At 70.7% G+C, this 17069-nt stretch carries 21 protein-coding genes; 10 read left to right on the plus strand and 11 right to left on the minus strand.

Translation table 11 applies throughout. The features are described from left to right. Nucleotides 1-18: 18 nt before the first annotated feature. A complete protein-coding gene (locus ACIHCM_RS22755; protein WP_399898589.1) occupies nucleotides 19-873 on the minus strand; it encodes a class I SAM-dependent methyltransferase in 855 nt (284 codons plus the stop codon). 112 nt (nucleotides 874-985) lie between these two features. Beyond that, nucleotides 986-1264, minus strand: coding sequence for a DUF2530 domain-containing protein (locus tag ACIHCM_RS22760; protein WP_399898591.1), 279 nt, complete (start codon nucleotides 1262-1264; stop codon nucleotides 986-988). Nucleotides 1265-1439: 175 nt separating this feature from the next. Here ACIHCM_RS22760 and ACIHCM_RS22765 point away from each other — a divergent pair, with 175 nt between their 5' ends. Continuing rightward, the gene (locus ACIHCM_RS22765; protein WP_399898593.1) at nucleotides 1440-2891 is read left to right on the plus strand and encodes an NCS2 family permease; all 1452 of its coding nucleotides are present in this window, start codon (nucleotides 1440-1442) and stop codon (nucleotides 2889-2891) included. Here ACIHCM_RS22765 and ACIHCM_RS22770 read toward each other — a convergent pair. Next, on the minus strand, nucleotides 2884-3066 hold the full coding sequence (locus ACIHCM_RS22770) for a ribbon-helix-helix protein, CopG family (RefSeq protein ID WP_399898594.1): 183 nt from the start codon (nucleotides 3064-3066) through the stop codon (nucleotides 2884-2886). The two genes, ACIHCM_RS22765 and ACIHCM_RS22770, sit on opposite strands and share 8 nt — an antisense overlap. A 153-nt stretch (nucleotides 3067-3219) precedes the next feature. Here ACIHCM_RS22770 and ACIHCM_RS22775 point away from each other — a divergent pair, with 153 nt between their 5' ends. After that, the gene (locus ACIHCM_RS22775; protein WP_399898597.1) at nucleotides 3220-3657 is read left to right on the plus strand and encodes a MarR family winged helix-turn-helix transcriptional regulator; all 438 of its coding nucleotides are present in this window, start codon (nucleotides 3220-3222) and stop codon (nucleotides 3655-3657) included. Between the two features lie 28 nt (nucleotides 3658-3685). Beyond that, on the plus strand, nucleotides 3686-5068 hold the full coding sequence (locus ACIHCM_RS22780; RefSeq protein WP_399898600.1) for an MFS transporter: 1383 nt from the start codon (nucleotides 3686-3688) through the stop codon (nucleotides 5066-5068). Nucleotides 5069-5082: 14 nt separating this feature from the next. Here ACIHCM_RS22780 and ACIHCM_RS22785 read toward each other — a convergent pair whose 3' ends face one another. After that, nucleotides 5083-5673, minus strand: a complete 591-nt coding sequence (locus tag ACIHCM_RS22785; RefSeq protein ID WP_399898603.1) for a Uma2 family endonuclease — start codon at nucleotides 5671-5673, stop codon at nucleotides 5083-5085. Between the two features lie 103 nt (nucleotides 5674-5776). Between ACIHCM_RS22785 and thpR the strand changes: the two genes are divergently transcribed. Continuing rightward, nucleotides 5777-6349 (plus strand): RNA 2',3'-cyclic phosphodiesterase, encoded by a 573-nt coding sequence (gene thpR / locus ACIHCM_RS22790; protein ID WP_399898605.1) that lies wholly within the window; start codon nucleotides 5777-5779, stop codon nucleotides 6347-6349. 173 nt (nucleotides 6350-6522) lie between these two features. Here the strand turns inward: thpR and ACIHCM_RS22795 are convergent, their stop codons facing one another. Continuing rightward, entirely contained in the window at nucleotides 6523-7518 is a 996-nt protein-coding gene (locus ACIHCM_RS22795) for an aldo/keto reductase (protein WP_399898608.1), read from the minus strand. A gap of 54 nt (nucleotides 7519-7572) precedes the next feature. Beyond that, on the minus strand, nucleotides 7573-8160 hold the full coding sequence (locus ACIHCM_RS22800) for a Uma2 family endonuclease (RefSeq protein WP_399898611.1): 588 nt from the start codon (nucleotides 8158-8160) through the stop codon (nucleotides 7573-7575). An 89-nt stretch (nucleotides 8161-8249) separates the two neighbouring features. On the opposite strand from ACIHCM_RS22800, the gene ACIHCM_RS22805 reads away from it, so the two are divergent. Next, the gene (locus ACIHCM_RS22805; protein ID WP_399898614.1) at nucleotides 8250-8813 is read left to right on the plus strand and encodes an aminoglycoside adenylyltransferase domain-containing protein; all 564 of its coding nucleotides are present in this window, start codon (nucleotides 8250-8252) and stop codon (nucleotides 8811-8813) included. Here the strand turns inward: ACIHCM_RS22805 and ACIHCM_RS22810 are convergent. Beyond that, complete coding sequence (locus tag ACIHCM_RS22810) at nucleotides 8801-9475, minus strand: SGNH/GDSL hydrolase family protein (protein WP_399898617.1); 675 nt, start codon at nucleotides 9473-9475, stop codon at nucleotides 8801-8803. The genes ACIHCM_RS22805 and ACIHCM_RS22810 overlap by 13 nt on opposite strands. An 87-nt stretch (nucleotides 9476-9562) precedes the next feature. On the opposite strand from ACIHCM_RS22810, the gene ACIHCM_RS22815 reads away from it, so the two are divergent. Beyond that, nucleotides 9563-10543 carry a WD40 repeat domain-containing protein gene (locus tag ACIHCM_RS22815; protein WP_399898619.1) on the plus strand — a complete coding sequence of 327 codons (981 nt, stop codon included), beginning with the start codon at nucleotides 9563-9565 and terminating at the stop codon, nucleotides 10541-10543. Here the strand turns inward: ACIHCM_RS22815 and ACIHCM_RS22820 are convergent. After that, nucleotides 10540-11307, minus strand: a complete 768-nt coding sequence (locus tag ACIHCM_RS22820) for a TetR/AcrR family transcriptional regulator (protein ID WP_399898622.1) — start codon at nucleotides 11305-11307, stop codon at nucleotides 10540-10542. The two genes, ACIHCM_RS22815 and ACIHCM_RS22820, sit on opposite strands and share 4 nt — an antisense overlap. Before the next feature lie 91 nt (nucleotides 11308-11398). Here ACIHCM_RS22820 and ACIHCM_RS22825 point away from each other — a divergent pair, with 91 nt between their 5' ends. Together ACIHCM_RS22825 and ACIHCM_RS22830 are read left to right on the plus strand one after the other, a co-directional pair. Next, complete coding sequence (locus tag ACIHCM_RS22825; RefSeq protein WP_399898625.1) at nucleotides 11399-12364, plus strand: ATP-binding cassette domain-containing protein; 966 nt, start codon at nucleotides 11399-11401, stop codon at nucleotides 12362-12364. Then, nucleotides 12361-13182 carry an ABC transporter permease gene (locus ACIHCM_RS22830; RefSeq protein WP_399898626.1) on the plus strand — a complete coding sequence of 274 codons (822 nt, stop codon included), beginning with the start codon at nucleotides 12361-12363 and terminating at the stop codon, nucleotides 13180-13182. Before ACIHCM_RS22825 ends, ACIHCM_RS22830 begins: the two co-directional genes overlap by 4 nt. A gap of 75 nt (nucleotides 13183-13257) precedes the next feature. On the opposite strand, the gene serC is transcribed toward ACIHCM_RS22830, so the two are convergent. Next, nucleotides 13258-14376, minus strand: a complete 1119-nt coding sequence (gene serC, locus ACIHCM_RS22835) for a phosphoserine transaminase (RefSeq protein ID WP_399898629.1) — start codon at nucleotides 14374-14376, stop codon at nucleotides 13258-13260. Nucleotides 14377-14578: 202 nt separating this feature from the next. Between serC and ACIHCM_RS22840 the strand changes: the two genes are divergently transcribed. Both ACIHCM_RS22840 and ACIHCM_RS22845 read left to right on the plus strand, forming a co-directional pair. Then, nucleotides 14579-15550, plus strand: coding sequence for an EamA family transporter (locus ACIHCM_RS22840; protein ID WP_399898631.1), 972 nt, complete (start codon nucleotides 14579-14581; stop codon nucleotides 15548-15550). Between the two features lie 86 nt (nucleotides 15551-15636). Beyond that, a complete protein-coding gene (locus ACIHCM_RS22845; RefSeq protein WP_399898634.1) occupies nucleotides 15637-15987 on the plus strand; it encodes a DUF6247 family protein in 351 nt (116 codons plus the stop codon). A gap of 36 nt (nucleotides 15988-16023) precedes the next feature. Here ACIHCM_RS22845 and ACIHCM_RS22850 read toward each other — a convergent pair whose 3' ends face one another. Beyond that, nucleotides 16024-16224, minus strand: a complete 201-nt coding sequence (locus tag ACIHCM_RS22850) for a DUF397 domain-containing protein (RefSeq protein WP_399898637.1) — start codon at nucleotides 16222-16224, stop codon at nucleotides 16024-16026. Continuing rightward, the gene (locus ACIHCM_RS22855; RefSeq protein ID WP_399898640.1) at nucleotides 16202-17047 is read right to left on the minus strand and encodes a helix-turn-helix domain-containing protein; all 846 of its coding nucleotides are present in this window, start codon (nucleotides 17045-17047) and stop codon (nucleotides 16202-16204) included. Before ACIHCM_RS22855 ends, ACIHCM_RS22850 begins: the two co-directional genes overlap by 23 nt. Between the last annotated feature and the right edge of the window lie 22 nt (nucleotides 17048-17069).

Here is a 17069-nt window from a genome sequence, read left to right on the forward strand (position 1 = left end):
GACGGCCGGGCGGCGGCCCTAGGGGGCGGTGTCCGTGCGGCGCGCGGTGAGCAGCAGGTACTCCCACTCCATGACTGTGGGTCCGCCACCCGACGCCCGGTCGTGCTGCCGGGCGAGCTCCGCCAGGTCGCGGTCGAGTGCGGCGGTGCGCTCCGGGTCCGCGGCGTTGGCCCGGTACACGGCGATCACGGGGCCGTAGCGCTCCTTGAAGTAGTCGCGGAAGTCCTCGGGTGTCCCGAAGCGGTCGATCACGACCGTCCGGCGCACGGCGGTCACGTCCGTCACCCGGTCCCCGAGAAGCGCGCGCACATGATCGGGGTCTCCCCACAGCGGGGCCGGCTGCGCACCGGGCGGCGGCGGTGGCGCGTACGGCTTCAGCGCTGCCAGCATCCGTCCCAGGAAGCCCTCGGGTGTCCAGCTGAGCAGGCCGATGGTGCCGCCCGGCCGGCAGACCCGGACCAGTTCGTCGGCGGCGGCCTGGTGATGCGGGGCGAACATGACGCCGACGCAGGACAGCACGGTGTCGAAGTCCGCGTCCGCGAAGGGCAGAGCCTCGGCGTCGGCCTCCCGCCATCTCAGGTCGACGCCGCTCCTGGCGGCCGTCCGGCGTCCGGTCTCCAGCAGTTCGGGCGTCAGATCGGCGGCCACCACGTCCGCACCGGCCAGCGCCGCCGGGATCGCGGCGTTGCCGGTCCCGGCGCCCACGTCCAGGACCCGGTCGCCCGCCTTCACCCCGCACGCCTGCACCAGCAGCGGACCCAGCTCCGGAATCAGCTCGGCGGCGACGGAGGGGTAGTCGCCCGAGGCCCAGATCGCCCGGTGCTTGGCCTTCAGGGCCCGGTCCGCCTCGGTGGTGTCGGTCTGCTGCGCCATGACTGTGCTCCTCACCGGTGCGGCCACGGCGGTACGCGTCGCCGCGACGTTCGGCCCACGCTTGTCAGCCTGGCACGAGACGGACGCCGCGACGACCGCCGGCGGTGAGGGCTCAGTTGGCCCGGGAGTCGGTGGCTGCGGCCTCGGGGGTCTGCGCGCGCTTGATGGCGGCGTCGCGCCTGCGGACGTACCAGATGCCGAGGAAACCCAGACCGCCGCCGGCCAGGCAGGTCCACAGCCACCAGGTGTGGCCGTGCTCGTCGAACCAGCCGTAGAAGGGCAACTGGACCAGGAAGAGGGCGAACCAGACGATCGTGCCGCCGATGATGGTGCCGACCACCGGGCCCTCCAGGGGCTCCGGCGCCTCGTGCTTGGGGGTCCACTTCGCCATGGGGACAGCTTACGAGGCCGCCGCGCGGGTCCGGGAGGCGCGTGGCCGGCGGGGTGGGCGGGGCTGCGCGCCGGTGTGGCGCGCAGGGTCTACGCGCGGAGATGGCACATCGACCCTCATATGTTCATACTGAAACCGTTTGCCTTTGACCGGTTCTGCTCGTAGGAAAGTACCAATGCCCACCTCGGCCTCACCCAAGGCTCCCGCGCCCGAGCAGCCGGGCGGCGCGCCCGCGTACGGCGCCCTCGACCGCTACTTCAAGATCTCGGAACGCGGCAGCACGCTCGCCCGGGAGGTCCGGGGCGGTTTCGCCACCTTCTTCGCGATGGCCTACATCATCGTGCTGAACCCGATCATCCTGGGCAGCGCGAAGGACATGTACGGCAACCAGCTCGACAACGCTCAGCTGGTCACCGCGACGGCACTGACCGCGGCGTTCACGACCCTGCTGATGGGCGTCATCGGCAACGTGCCGATCGCGCTGGCCGCCGGTCTGGGCGTGAACTCGGTCGTCGCCCTCCAGCTCGCCCCGCGGATGTCCTGGCCGGACGCCATGGGCATGGTGGTGCTGGCCGGTTTCGTGGTCATGCTGCTGGTCGCCACCGGTCTGCGTGAGCGCGTGATGAACGCCGTGCCCTACGGCCTGCGCAAGGCCATCGCCATCGGCATCGGCCTGTTCATCATGCTGATCGGTCTCGTCGACGCCGGTTTCGTCTCCCGCATTCCGGACGCCGCCCAGACCACCGTCCCGCTCCAGCTCGGCGCCACCGGGCACCTCAACGGCTGGCCGGTGCTGATCTTCGTGCTGGGTGTACTGCTCACGCTGGCGCTGATCGTGCGGAAGGTGTCCGGCGCGATCCTGATCTCGATCGTGGCGATGACCGTGCTCGCCGTGATCGTCAACGCGATCGCGGATGTCCCGTCCTGGGGTCTGACCACGCCCACGTGGCCCGGCAATCCCCTCGCCACCCCCGACTTCGGCCTGCTCGGCCAGGTCAGCCTGTTCGGCGGCTTCGCCAAGGTCGGGGTGCTGACCGGCATCCTGTTCGTCTTCACGGTGCTGCTGTCGTGCTTCTTCGACGCGATGGGCACGATCATGGGCGTCAGCGACGAGGCCAAGCTGACCGACGCCCAGGGGCAGATGCCCGGCATCAACAAGGTCCTGTTCGTCGACGGCATCGCCGTCGCCGCGGGCGGCGCCAGCTCGTCCTCGGCCACCACCTGCTTCGTGGAGTCCACCGCCGGTGTCGGCGAGGGCGCCCGCACCGGCTTCGCGAACATGGTCACGGGTGGTCTGTTCGCCGTGGCGCTCTTCCTGACGCCGGTCGCCACCATGGTCCCCTCGCAGGCGGCCACGCCCGCGCTGGTCGCGGTCGGTTTCCTGATCCTGGCCGGCTCGATCCGGGAGATCGACTGGTCGGACTACACGATCGCCGTTCCGGCCTTCGTGACGATGCTGATGATGCCGTTCACCTACTCGATCACCAACGGCATCGGCATGGGCTTCATCACCTTCGTGGTGCTGCGCCTGGCCGCGGGCAGGGGCCGGGAGGTCCCGGCGGCGATGTACGCCGTGGCGGCGGTCTTCGCCTTCTACTACCTGATGCCGGCGCTGGGTCTCACGTGACCCCGTAGAACCGCTCCGTCTCCTCGACGGCGGCCTGGAACCGCTCGTCGAAGTCATCGCGAACGAGCGTCCGGACGACGTAGTCCTGGACGCTCATTCCGCGTGTGGCCGCCCGGTGCCGCAGGCGCTCGAGCAGGTCACCGTCTATTCGCAGGCTGAGCACACTGGTCCCCATGTGCACGAGGGTCGGGGGCGCCGCCGGGCGGCGTGTCACGTTCCGCGGCTGGATCACTCGTATGGGTGAAGGTAGGGTTTCGTGGCGTGTCTCACGGGCAGCCGGGCGTGTCGCGGGTGTTCTTTAGCCAGGGTAATGAGTTAAGCTAAACACATGCCGGACCTTACCCATGGCGACGACGCTGCCGCCGTGAACTCCCTGCGATCGGCCGTGATGCGGCTGTCCCGTCGGCTCAAGCACCAGCGGGTCGACGAGTCACTGAGCCCTACCGAGATGTCGGTACTGGGCACCCTGGCGCGCTGCGGCACCGCCACCCCGGGCGAACTCGCCCGGAAGGAGCATGTGCAGCCGCCCTCCATGACCCGCATCGTCGCGCTGCTGGAGGCCAAGGGGCTGGTCCGTCTGGAGCCGCACCCCGAGGACCGGCGCCAGAAGGTCGTCACGCAGACGGAGCGCGCCGAGGTGATGCTCGAGGAGAGCCGTCGCAAGCGGAACGCGTTCCTGGCCTCGCTGGCCGAGGACCTCGACGAGGACGAGTGGGCGAAACTGCGCGCCGCCGCCCCCGTGCTGGAGAAGCTCGCGCACCTGTAACCGCACCGCCGTAGGGAGGCGAACCCTTTTGAGTACGGGATCCGGAGCAGACTCCGCCCCCGCACCGACCACCCACGACGCCCCGCCCACCACCGACCCGCCGGACATCGCCGCCGGGGACACCCGCAAGTCCTCGATGTTCAGCTCGCTGAGGGTCCGCAACTACCGCCTCTTCTTCCTCGGCCAGGTCGTCTCCAACACCGGCACCTGGATGCAGCGCATCGCCCAGGACTGGCTGGTCCTCAGCCTGACCGGCTCCGCGACCGCCGTCGGCGTCACGACGGCGCTGCAGTTCCTTCCGATGCTGTTCCTCGGTCTCTACGGCGGGGTCCTGGTCGACCGCCTCCCCAAGCGCCCCACGCTGCTGGTCACCCAGACGGCGATGGCGTTCACGGGCCTGGCACTCGCCGCCCTGACACTGACGGGCCACGTGCAGGTCTGGCACGTGTACGTCGCCGCCTTCGCCGTCGGCCTCGCCACGGTCGTCGACAACCCGGCCCGCCAGTCCTTCGTGAGCGAGATGGTCGGCCCCGACCAGCTCCAGAACGCCGTCAGTTTGAACTCCGCGAACTTCCAGTCCGCCCGCATGATCGGCCCCGCCGTCGCCGGCATCCTGATCACCGGCGTGGGCACGGGCTGGGCGTTCCTCTTCAACGGCCTGTCCTACGTCGCCCCGCTGGTCGGCCTGCTGCTGATGCGAGGGCGCGAACTGCACCCCGTCCGGCGCGCCCCGCGCGGCAAGGGGCAGTTGCGTGAGGGACTGACCTACGTCGCCGGGCGCCCGGAGCTGATCTGGCCGATCGTGCTGGTCGGCTTCATAGGGACGTTCGCGTTCAACTTCCCCGTCTACCTCTCGGCCTTCGCGGACGACGTGTTCCACGCCGGCGCCGGCACCTACAGCCTGTTCAACACCCTGATGGCGGTCGGCTCGGTGACCGGCGCGCTGCTCGCCGCACGCCGGGGCACGGCGCGGATGCGGCTGCTGGCCGCGGCGGCGCTGGTCTTCGGCACGGTGGAGATCGTGGCCGCGGTGACCCCGTCGCTGTGGCTGTTCGCCCTGCTGATGATCCCGCTCGGTGTCTTCGGCATGACGGTCAACGTCACCGCCAACACCGGCATCCAGATGGCCACCGACCCGGCGATGCGGGGCCGTGTCATGGCCCTGTACATGATGGTCTTCCTGGGCGGCTCCCCGGTCGGCGCCCCGATCGTCGGCTGGATCACGGACACCTACGGCGCCCGCGTCGGCCTCGCGACCGGCGGCGCGGTGGCGGCGCTGGCCGCCACCGCCATCGGCCTGATCCTGGCCCGCGCCGGGAACCTGCGGCTGTCGGTCGGCTGGCACCGCGGCCACCCGAGGGTGCGCTTCGTGCCCCGCGAACGCCGGGAGGAACTGGCGCCGGCGGCCTGATCCGGCGGGCCGGGTCAGTCGCGGGGGAACTCGTCGGTCTTGAGGACGAGGCCGACCACCGTGCCGGTCAGGTCGACCTCGTCCCCGAAGGGGAAGCTGACGTACCCGTGGTATTCGCCGTCCCTCGGCAGGGTGTGCAGGCACCACTCGCCCTTGTACGGGTCCACGATCAGGTACACCGGCACCTCGGCCTCGGCGTAGGCGGTCTTCTTGGCGCCGTAGTCGTTGACGGCGGTGCCCTTGGAGATGACCTCGACGACGAACTCGACGTCCTTGTGGTGCCAGCGGCCGTTGACGTCCTCCTTCGCGCCGTCGGCGATCAGGGTGACGTCGGTCGCGAACCCGTTGAGGTGTCCGGGGTAGTCGATGCGCACGTCGGAGAGCAGTCGTGTGCGGGGGTACTTGGTCCTCAGTTGGTCCAGAATGGCGAAAATGATCTGCCAATGAGTGCCGCGTTGCGGTGCCATGCAGATGTTCCCCCCGACGATCTCGGTCCGGTATCCCTCGGGGATGGGCATCTCTTCCAGCCACTCGAACAAGGTGTCGAGCGTGAGCTCGTCGCCGCCGTCGTGTGCCATCTCGATCCTCTCTGCGAGGACGGTCATCGTGGCGCTCCTCCCCGGCTGCCGCTCACCCGAGTGCAGCCGCGCGGTACAACGATACGCACGGTGATCGGGACACGCCGGTGCGCGCGGGCAGACTGGCCCCATGAGACTTTTCGCCGCCGTGCTGCCCCCCGAGGACGTCGCTCGCGAACTGGCGTCGGAAGTGACCGCTCTGCGGGGGCTGCCCGGTGCCGACGGGCTGCGCTGGACCGGCCGGCCCGGCTGGCACTTCACGCTCGCGTTCTACGGGGAGGTGGCCGAGGACGTCGTGCCGGAGCTGTCGGCCCGGCTGGAGCGGGCCGCGCGGCGGACGCCGGCGTTCGAGCTGGCCGTGCGGGGCGGGGGTCAGTTCGGGCAGGGCCGGGCCCTGTGGGCCGGGGCCGAGGGCGACCTCGCGACGCTGCGGCTGCTGGCCGAGCGGGCGGAGGCGGCGGCGCGCAAGGCCGGGGTGGAGATGGGGGAGCACCGGAGGTACAAGGCCCACCTCACGCTGGCCCGCAGCCGGGACGCCAGGAACGTACGGCCGTATCTCGACGCCCTGGCCGGGTTCACCAGCCGCACCTGGACCGTGGCCGAGCTGGCGCTGGTGCGCAGCGACCTGCCCCGGTCCGGGGTGCCGGGCGAGCAGCCCCGCTACGAGGCGGTCGGCCGCTGGCCGCTCGGCGGCGCCGGTTAGTCTCGGTACGTGGACCCGAAAACCCGGAACCGGATCATGGCCGGTGCGCTTGTACTGATGTTCGCTGTGGTGGCCGTGGCGTCGGCCGTCAGGTAGCGCTGCGGCACCTCCCGAGGGGCGGGGGCTGTGGCTCGCGCAGTTCCCGCCCCTCGGGTGTCCAGGTGTGACCTCGGCTACCAGGCGAACGCCTCCGGCGACGGGCCCGGGCCCGGGAAGATTTCCTCCAGCCCGGCCAGCAGCTCCTCCGACAGCTCCAGCTCGACGGCCCGCAGCGCGGAGTCCAGCTGCCCGGTGGTGCGCGGGCCGACGATCGGGCCGGTCACGCCGGGGCGGGTGAGCAGCCAGGCGAGGGCGGCCTCGCCGGGTTCGGCTCCGTGCTTGTCGAGCAGGTCCTCGTATGCCTGGATCCGCCCGCGTGCCGCCGGGTCGGCCAGGGTGTCGGCGGCCCGGCCCGAGGCCCGGCGCCCGCCCTCGGCCTGCTTCTTCAGGACACCGCCCAGCAGCCCGCCGTGCAGCGGCGACCACGGGATGACGCCGAGGCCGTAGTCCAGCGCCGCCGGGATGACCTCCATCTCGGCGCGGCGCTCGAAGAGGTTGTACAGGCACTGCTCGCTGACGAGGCCGATGGTGCCGCCACGGCGGGCGGCGGTCTCGTTGGCCTGGGCGATCTTGTAGCCGGGGAAGTTGCTGGAGCCGACGTACAGGATCTTGCCCTGCTGGATCAGGACGTCGATGGCCTGCCAGATCTCGTCGAAGGGCGTGGCGCGGTCGATGTGGTGGAACTGGTAGACGTCGATGTAGTCGGTCTGCAGGCGCTTGAGGCTGGCGTCGACGGCGCGGCGGATGTTCAGCGCGGAGAGCTTGTCGTGGTTGGGCCAGGCGGGGGAACCGTCGCCGGCCATGTTGCCGTACACCTTGGTGGCGAGGACGACCTTGTCCCGCCGGTCGCCCCCCTGGGCGAACCAGTCGCCGATGATGCTTTCGGTACGGCCCTTGTTCTCGCCCCAGCCATAGACGTTGGCGGTGTCGAAGAAGTTGATGCCCGCGTCCAGCGCCGCGTCCATGATCGCGTGGCTGTCGGCCTCGTCGGTCTGCGGGCCGAAGTTCATCGTGCCGAGGACGAGACGGCTGACCTTGAGTCCGGTGCGTCCGAGCTGCGTGTACTTCATGGTCCACAGCCAACGTCTTGAAGTGGGCTCAAGGCAAGCGGTGCGGCGGCCGGGTCAGTCGCGGGGGAACTTGGCCGTGTCCAGGGTGAGATCGAGGAGGGTGTGGGTCAGGTCGATACGCTCGCCGAAGTCGAACCGGGACTCGGTGCGGTACTCGCCGTCCTTGGGGTCGGTGAAGAGGTGGCAGCGCCCTTGGTAGGGATCGGCGATGAGGTACACGGGAACCTCGGCCTCCGCGTACGCGGCCTTCTTCGGGCCGTAGTCGTTCATCCCGGTGCCGCGGGAGATGACCTCGGCGACGAACTCGACGTCCTCGTGGCGCCAGCCGCGCTCCGGGTCGCGTTCCGCGTCGTCGCGCAGCTTCATCACGTCGGGGCAGAAGCCGTTCTCGAAACCGGGGAAGTCGATGCGCACGTCGGTCGTCACCTCGATGTCCCTGCCGAACCTGTCCTCCAGCGCATGGATGATCCGGCGGATGATCTGCCAGTGCGTGTTCCGCTGCGGCACCATGTGGACGGCCCCCTCGACGACCTCAGCCTTGATTCCCTCGGGGACCATCCGCTCCAGCAGCTCGAACCACTCGTCCAGACGCTGGGCGTTGTCGTCGGCCATCTCGATCCTGTCGGTCATTACGACGGTCATCGTGGCGCTCCTCCCCGGCCGCCCCACGAGCGGGCACAGCCGCGCGGTACAACGATACGCACGGAACCAGGACGCGGGGAGGAACGCATATGCCGACCGCCCGTACCACCCCCCTCGTACGCCTCCTCCGTCACACCCTCGGCAACAACATCCTCGGCCTCTGCCTCCACGGCTCCGCCACCCTCGCCGGGCTGCGTCCGCAGAGTGACATCGATCTGCTGGTCGAGCTGGTCGTCGTGCGTCGCGACGAGGTCAACCCCTGGCGATACCCGCCGAACTGCGAGTTCCTGTGCGGCGAATGGCTGCGGGAGGAGTACGAGCGCGGGTTCGTGCCCGGGCCCGCGACGATGCCGGATCTCGCTCCGCTGCTCACCATGGCTCTGCACGGCGACGCGCCCCTCCACGGCCCGCCGCCCGCTGACCTGCTCGCCCTCGCCCGGGTCCGGGTCACGCTCGCCACCGGCACCATCCGCTCCAAGGACGCCGCCGCCGACTGGGCCCTCGAACGGCTTCCGCCCGAGCAGCGCCCGGCGCTTGCCCGGGCACGGGCCGAGTACCTGGGGCTGGACGTGGGCGCGGCACCCGAGGGGGCCCGCCGGTGCGCCGACGCCCTCGTGCGGCGCCTGCGCGCCGTCGCCGATCAGCCCTCGTAGCCCCCGCCCAGGCCCCACCCCTGGTACAGCGCCTCCGCGAACGCCTGAGCGATCTTGTGCTCGCCGCTCGCGTTCGGATGGGTGCCGTCGTAGGTGTCCGTGTGGATGTCGTACGACGCCGGCGGCGTCGCCAGCAGCAGTGGCGAGCGGGGTTCGTCCAGGTCGGCGACCGCCTTCGCGAGGAGCTCGTTGAAGGCGGTGACCTGCTCGGCGAAGGGCGCGTCGGACACGCAGCGCACGTTCGGGATCACCGGCAGCAGGACCATCCGGATGCGGTCCTTCGTCTCGCGCGCGCCCGCGACGAAGGCGCGGACGTTCTGCGCCGTCTGCTCGGCGTTCGTGTAGAAGCCGAGGTCGATCAGGCCGAGGGAGACCAGCAGCACGTCCGCCCGGCACTCGCGTACCGCCCCGCCGATCAGCGGCGCCATGTGCAGCCAGCCCTCGCCCCAGCCGGCCAGGTGGGCGCGCGGGAAGTCCGGTTCGGCGTAGGCGTACGACACCGGCTCCTCGGCCGTCTTGTCGTACAGCGTCTCGCGCGGGCCGACGAGGGTGAAGGGCCCGCCGTACGTTTCGCACAGGTGCCGCCACATCCGGTAGCGCCAGGTGTGTTCGCCCGCGCTGCCGATGGTCATGGAGTCGCCTACGGGCATGAACCTGAGCATCCGCTCATGATGGACGATCGGCGCCGCGGGCGGGGTGTGAGGCCGACCACGCCGGTGAAAAGCCGCTCGGAGTGGCAGTCTTGGGGCATGCGCCGATCACTCACCGTCCTCGCCGCTGCCCTTCTCGCGGGCGCGCTCACCGTGCCGACCGCCTCCGCCGCCGACGGGGACGAGGGGTTCACGATCAAGGACCCGCGCATCACCGAGTCCAGTGGCCTCGCGGCCTCCCGCCTGCACCCCGGCATCTACTGGACCCACAACGACAGCGACGACGGCGCCTATCTGTACGCCGTGGACGGCGCGACCGGCGAGACCGTGGCCACCCTCACCCTCACCGGCGTCGGCCGCCCGCGCGACGTGGAGGCCATCTCCATCGGGCCGGGCGACCAGATCTACGTCGGCGACATCGGCGACAACCTCGGCGGCACCTGGGACCACGTCTGGATCTACCGGCTCCCCGAGCCGGAGGAGTTGAAGGACGAGACCGTCCGGGCCACGCAGTACGTCGTCGAGTACGCCGACGGGGCGCGGGACGCCGAGTCCCTCGTCGTGCATCCGAGGACCGGACGCGCGTACATCATCGACAAGAACGAGGCGGGCGGCCATCTCTACGAGGGGCCGGCGCAGCTGTCGGCCTCCGGCACCAACGTCTTCGAGCCCGTCGCCGCCGTCCCCGACCTGGAGGCCACCGACGCCGCCTTCTCCCCGGACGGCCGACGACTGGTCGTGCGCAGCTACTTCGGCTCACTCGCGTACGACTGGAACGACGGCCGGATCAAGAGCACCGGGCGGCTCGGCGTGCCGTCCCTGGGGCAGGGCGAGTCGGTGACGTACACCGCCGACGGGACGAAGGTGATGTTCGGCAACGAGGGCGAGGGAAGCTCCGTCGAGCCCATGGACGCCCCCGGTGCCCCGGCCGGCGGCTCGGGCAAGTCCCCTTCCAGGGAGGGCGGTTCGGCAGCCGGGAAGAGTGAGGACGGCGGCCTCTCGGTCGGCACCGGGGCGGTCGCGCTGGTCGTGGCCTGCGCCCTGATCCTCGGACTGGGCCGGCTGCGGCGCAAAGGCTAGGCCGGCGCCTGCCGTTGGGCCACGATCGCCTCCAGGCCGTCCAGGATGCGCTGGAGCCCGAACTCGAAGTGGTCGAAGTCGGGGCCCCAGGTGTCCTCGTCGAGGGATGCCATGACCGGGTAGCGGCCGCTGGCCATCACCTTCTCCAGCACCGGCACCTGCGCCTGCCAGAACTCGGCGTCCGTCAGGCCTGTCCGGCGCTCCGCCTCCTGCTGGTGCACCTGGGTGCGGGCGGCGCCGACGACGTAGGAGTCGACCAGGATGATCGCCGAGACCAGTTCACGGTCGGACAGGCCCATCGGGCGGATGCGGGTGAGAACGATCTCCATGCCCTCGATGGCGGCGGGGCCGAGGATCGGGCGGGACTGGTTGACGTGCAGCAGCCAGGGGTGGCGGCGGTAGAGGTCGAGGGTGGCGCGGCCCAGGGCCTCCAGGGCGGTGCGCCAGGTGTCGCCGAGGCCGGACGGGTCGGGGGACGGGCGCTGCACACGGTCGAGCATCAGGTCGAGCAGCTCGCCCTTGCCGGGGACGTAGCGGTACAGCGACATCGCGCCGGTGCCGAGCTCGGCCGCGACGCGCCGCATCGACACCGCGTCCAGGCCCTCCGCGTCGGCGACCCGGACGGCGGCTTCCACGATCCTCTCGAGCGTCAGGCCCGGCTTGGGGCCGCGGCTGGGCCGCCGGCCGGTGTCCCACAGCAGTTCGAGGGTCCGCTGGATGTCGCCGCTGCCGCTGGCGCGGGTGCCGTCCTTGCCGCTCGTCATACGGCTCAGTCTAGGTGCCGGAAGAAAAACCGAGTACACCGTACGCGTAATCGGGTACGGTGTACTCGGTTGCGAGGAGAAGGGGGACCCCATGAGTGACGGATACGCGGTACGGGCCGAGGGCCTGGAGAAGCGCTACGGCGAGAAACGCGCGCTGGACGGCTTCGACCTGACGGTGCGTGAGGGCGCGGTGCACGGCCTGCTCGGGCCGAACGGCGCGGGCAAGACCACCGCCGTGCGCATCCTGGCCACGCTGCTGCGGCTGGACGGCGGCCGGGCGACGGTGGCCGGGCTGGACGTGGCGCGGCAGGCGCGCCAGGTGCGGGCCCGCATCGGTCTCACCGGGCAGTACGCGGCGGTGGACGAGGTGCTCACCGGCCGGCAGAACCTGGAGATGTTCGGCCGGCTGTTCCATCTGGGCGGGAAGCGGGCGAAGCTGCGCGCCACCGAACTGCTGGAGCAGTTCGACCTGACCGACGCCGCCGACAAGGGCGTCGGGGACTACAGCGGCGGCATGCGGCGCCGCCTCGACCTGGCCGCGTCGATGATCCTGGCCCCGGCGGTCCTCTTCCTCGACGAGCCGACGACGGGACTCGACCCGCGCAGCCGCGGCGAGGTCTGGGAGTCGGTGCGGGAGCTGGTGGCGGGCGGCACGACCGTGCTGCTGACCACCCAGTATCTGGAGGAGGCCGACAAGCTGGCCTCCCGCGTCACCGTCATCGACCAGGGGCGCGCGATCGCCGACGACACCCCGGACGGGCTGAAGAACCGGATCGGTGGCGACCGGATCGAGGTCGTGGTCGCCGAGCGGGCGGACATCGCACGGGCGGTGAAGGCCGTCGCCCGCGTCTCGGACGGTGAACCGGAGGCGGACGAGAGCGAGTTGCGTGTGCACGCGGCCGTCGCCGACCGGGTGACCGCGCTGACGGACGTCGCCCGCACCCTCCAGGACGAGGGGGTCCGGGTCGAGGACATCGGGCTGCGCAGGCCGAGCCTCGACGACGTGTTCCTGCACCTGACCGGACACCGCACGGAAGCGAAGGAGACCGTCGCGTGAGTACCGCCGACCTGGCAGCACCGGCCACCCGGGGACGTATGTACTGGCTGCTCGCCGACTGCTGGAACATCGTCCGCCGGGGCCTGACGCACTACCAGCGCCAGCCCGTCAACATCGCCTGGCAGCTCGGCTTCCCGATCCTGTCCGTCCTGCTGTACGGCTATGTCTTCGGCAGCGCCATGAAGGTGCCCGGCGGCGGGAGCTACCAGGACTTCCTGATGCCGGGCATGTTCGTGATGACGATGGCGTTCGGCTTCATCAACACCGCCACGGTGGTGGTGTACGACTCCACCAAGGGCGTCATCGACCGGTTCCGCTCGATGCCGATGGCCTCCTCGGCCGTGGTCGCCGGGCGCGGGGTGACCGATCTGATCGTCGCCTGCGCCGAGTTGGCCATCATGATGCTGACCGCGTTCGCCATGGGCTGGCGGCCGGACGGGGGCCTGGGCTTCCTCGCCGCGTTCGGGCTGCTGCTGTGGCTGCGGTTCGCACTGATCTGGATCGGCGTGTGGCTCGGCCTGCTGGTGCCCAACCCGGAGGCGGCCGGTGGTCTGTTCGCCGTGGCCTTCCCGCTGACGATGATCTCCAGCATCTTCGTCGCCCCGCAGCTGATGCCGGACTGGCTGGGCTGGGTGGCCGCGTGGAACCCCATCTCCTCGACGGCCGCGGCGACCCGCGAGCTGTTCGGGACGCCGGTCGGCGGGGGCGAGACCTGGATCGAGCAGCACGCGCTGCTGATGGCGGGGGTGTGGCCGGTGGTGCTGACCCTGGTCTTCCTGCCGCTGGCGGTGCGCCGCTTCCAGAAGCTGAGCCGCTGACGCCGTAGAACAGGGAGGGCCCGGAGCGTCGCTCCGGGCCCTCCCTCGTGCCGTTGCGGGCATGCCGTTGCGGGACTACATCTGCTCGATCACGTGGTCGACGCACTTCGTCAGCGCCTCGATGTCCGCCGGGTCGATCGCCGGGAACATCGCCACACGGAGCTGGTTGCGGCCGAGCTTGCGGTACGGCTCGGTGTCGACGATGCCGTTGGCGCGCAGCACCTTGGCGACGGCCGCCGCGTCCACCTCGTCGGTGAAGTCGATCGTGCCGATGACCTGCGAGCGCTTGGCCGGGTCGGCGACGAAGGGGTTGGCGTACTTGATGTCCTCGGCCCAGCCGTACAGCGTGCGCGCGGAGGCCGCCGTACGCCGCACCGCCCAGTCCAGGCCGCCCTGGCCGTTGAGCCACTTCAGCTGCTGGTCGAGCAGGAAGACGGTGGCCAGCGCCGGGGTGTTGTACGTCTGGTTCTTGCGGGAGTTGTCGATCGCCGTCGGCAGGCTGAAGAACTCCGGCACGTGCCGGCCGGACGCGTGGATCCGCTCGGCGCGCTCGATCGCGGCAGGCGAGAAGACGCCGATCCACAGGCCGCCGTCGGAGGCGAAGGACTTCTGCGGGGCGAAGTAGTAGACGTCCGTCTCGGCGATGTCGACCGGCAGGCCGCCGGCGCCGCTCGTCGCGTCCACGAGGACCAGCGCGCCCTCGTCGGCGCCGGCCACCCGCTTGATGGGCATGGCGACGCCGGTCGAGGTCTCGTTGTGGGTGAACGCGTAGACGTCCACGCCCGCGGCGGCCTCCGGCTGCGGGTGCGTGCCCGGGTCGGCGGAGATGACGTCGGGCTCGGCCAGCCAGGGGGCGAGCTTGGCGGCCTTGGCGAACTTCGAGCTGAACTCGCCGAAGGACAGGTGCTGCGACCTGTTCTCGATCAGGCCGTGCGTCGCGATGTCCCAGAACGCCGTCGAGCCGCCGTTGCCGAGGACCACCTCGTAGCCGTCGGGGAGCTGGAACAGCTCGCGGATGCCCTCGCGCACCGAGCCGACCAGGTTCTTGACCGGGGCCTGGCGGTGGGAGGTGCCCATGAGGGACGTGCCGGTCGCGGCCAGGGCGTCCAGCGCCTCCGTCCGCACCTTGGAGGGACCCGCGCCGAAACGACCGTCCGCGGGCTTGATGTCAGAGGGAATCCGGATCTCAGCCACGAGGCGAGACTATCCGCTGGGGGAAACGTGGTCGAAGCGTCGTCCGCCGGGTGAGACGGCGTTTCGCGGGGCCCGTGGGGGAGGGCACAGTGGTCAGTGGCAAAACAAGTTCACACGCCTGACCAAGTCCATTACCCTGGACTGGTAAGTACAGCGAGGTGAACGTTCCCCGGATCCGTCCCCCGTCCCCTGGAAGGCCCCCGTGAGCACCCCCAGCGCCAGCCCCTCGTCCCCGGCGACGTCCCCCTCCGCGCCGACCGCGGCGAGCGCGCCCTCGCCGGTGAAGGGGGGACAGGGCGGCCGCTTCACAGGCTCCCTCGGCCCGGTCGGCCTCGTGCTGGCCGGCGGGCTGTCGGTGCAGTTCGGCGGCGCCCTCGCGGTCACCCTCATGCCGCGGGCCGGCGCGCTCGGCATCGTGACCCTGCGACTGGCGGTGGCCGCGCTCGTGCTGATGCTGGTGTGCAGGCCCCGGCTGCGCGGGCACTCCCGCACCGACTGGGGCACCGTCGTCGTCTTCGGCATCACCATGGGCGCGATGAACGGCCTCTTCTACCAGGCCGTGGACCGCATCCCGCTCGGCCCGGCGGTCACCCTGGAGGTGCTCGGCCCGCTCGCCCTGTCCGTCATCGCCTCCCGCCGCGCGATCAACCTCGTCTGGGCGGGCCTCGCTCTGGCGGGTGTCTTCCTGCTCGGCGGCGGCACCTTCGAAAGCCTCGACCCCGTCGGCGCGGCCTTCGCGCTGGGGGCGGGCGCCATGTGGGCGGCGTACATCCTCTTCAGCGCGCGTACGGGACGCCGCTTCCCACAGGCCGACGGGCTGGCGCTCGCCATGGTGGTGGCGGCGGTGCTGTTCCTGCCGCTGGGCATCGCCGAGTCGGGCACGAAGCTGCTGGATCCGGAGATCCTCGCTCTCGGCGCGGCTGTCGCGCTGCTGTCCTCCGTCCTGCCCTACACCCTCGAACTCCTCGCCCTGCGCCGCCTGCCCGCCCCCACCTTCGCCATCCTCATGAGCCTGGAGCCCGCCATCGCCGCGACGGCCGGCTTCCTGGTCCTGAACCAGTCCCTGACCGCTATGGAGGCCGCGGCCATCGCCCTGGTCATCGCGGCGAGCATGGGCGCGGTACGCACCCAGGTGGGCCGCCGCAAGCGACCACTGACGGCAACACCTTCCTGACGATCGGGGCGGCGCGCCGGGGGGCTTGGGGGCTGGAGTCGGATGCGTGACCGGCGATGCGCAGGGGACACGAAGGGAACGTCAGCATGAGCGTGCAGCACACCGAGACAGCCGGTGACGGACCGCTGATCCCGCGCCCGGAGCGGACGCCGGACGCCCTGCGCGCGGCGTGTGCCGTGGTGGCCCCGCAGCTCCTGTCCGCGTACGACCAGGCCAAGGACAAGGCCCTCGCCGAGGCGGTGGAGCATGGCTCTCTGGCCCCCGTGCACGCCTGCCTGCGGCACTGGTCCGCGCTGATCGAGATCGAACGCCACCCTGGGACGGCGAAGGAATATCACCGGGCCGCGTACCTCGCGCAACTCGCGGGCTCGCGACAAGAGGCCCGCGAGCACCTGAGCATTGCCGCCGGAATCTATCGGGGTGCGGCTTCTACATGATCACGCCGCGCGCGGAACTCGTCACCATTTGGCAGGTCACGCCCGACCCGTTGTGATGCCTACCTGCGAGACCGCTGCCACGAAGGCGGTGAACGCGTCCGTGCCGAGGGTGAGGGTGCCGTGGGTGGGGTGCTTGGAGTCGCGGACGGCTATGTGGGCTCCGAGGGCGGCGACTTCGACGCAGTCGCCGCCGCTGCTGCTGCTGTGGGATGACTTACGCCACCGCGCTTGCGTCACGTTCGGGTTGCTCCCCATAGCGCTCCTCCATCACGTGGGCGATCAGCTGTGCCGAGTCCCGTACCGAGAGCGCGGCAGCTCGGAGTTGATCGTAGTGGAGCCAGCCCTCGCTGACAGTGTCCGGATTGGCCGTCATGTGGCCTTGGATGAAGTCCTCGGTGTACACAATGTCCGGGTCGTCGCCGAAGCGCAGCAGATTGAAGGCGCCGGGCAACCCGGGGTGTTCGCCCGCCGAAAAAGGCAACACCTGTACCTTCACACGTCGTTGGTCACGAAAGCTCAGCAGGTGCGCCAGCTGGTCCCGCATAACCTCCCGGCTGCCCATGGGCCGGTTCAGCACCGCTTCGTCCAGCACGACCCACACCAGCGGCGGCTTCTCCTTCCGGAGGACGCGTTGCCGTTCCATGCGAGCCGCGACCAGCTCGCCCAGAGTCGCCGGCTGGGGCGCGCCCAGCACCGCTCGCGCGTACTCCTGCGTCTGCAGTAGCCCGTACACCACCTGCGACTGGTACGTCGAGATATATGTAGCCCGCCCCTCCATCTCCGCATACGGCTGGAACCACCCCGGCAACTGGCTCCGCAGTACCAGCCCCACCAGCCGCGAGAACAACCCGTCCGTCCCCAGCGCGGCGTCCACCCGTTCCGAGAAGTCCCGTTGGGGGACCCTCGCCGCCGTCTCGATCTGCCCGATCAGGGACCCCGTGCAGAACACGATCGAGCCGAGCTGCGCCAGTGTCAGTCCGGCCGCCTCCCGGCAGCGCCGCAGCTCGTAGCCGTAGTAGTCCAACGGCGATGCGCCCGGGTCCAGTTCGCGGCTCCGCAATCCGACCACCTCTCATGGCGGA

This window comes from Streptomyces sp. NPDC052023, assembly GCF_044548465.1.
In the GTDB taxonomy this organism is placed as follows: Bacteria; Actinomycetota; Actinomycetes; order Streptomycetales; family Streptomycetaceae; genus Streptomyces.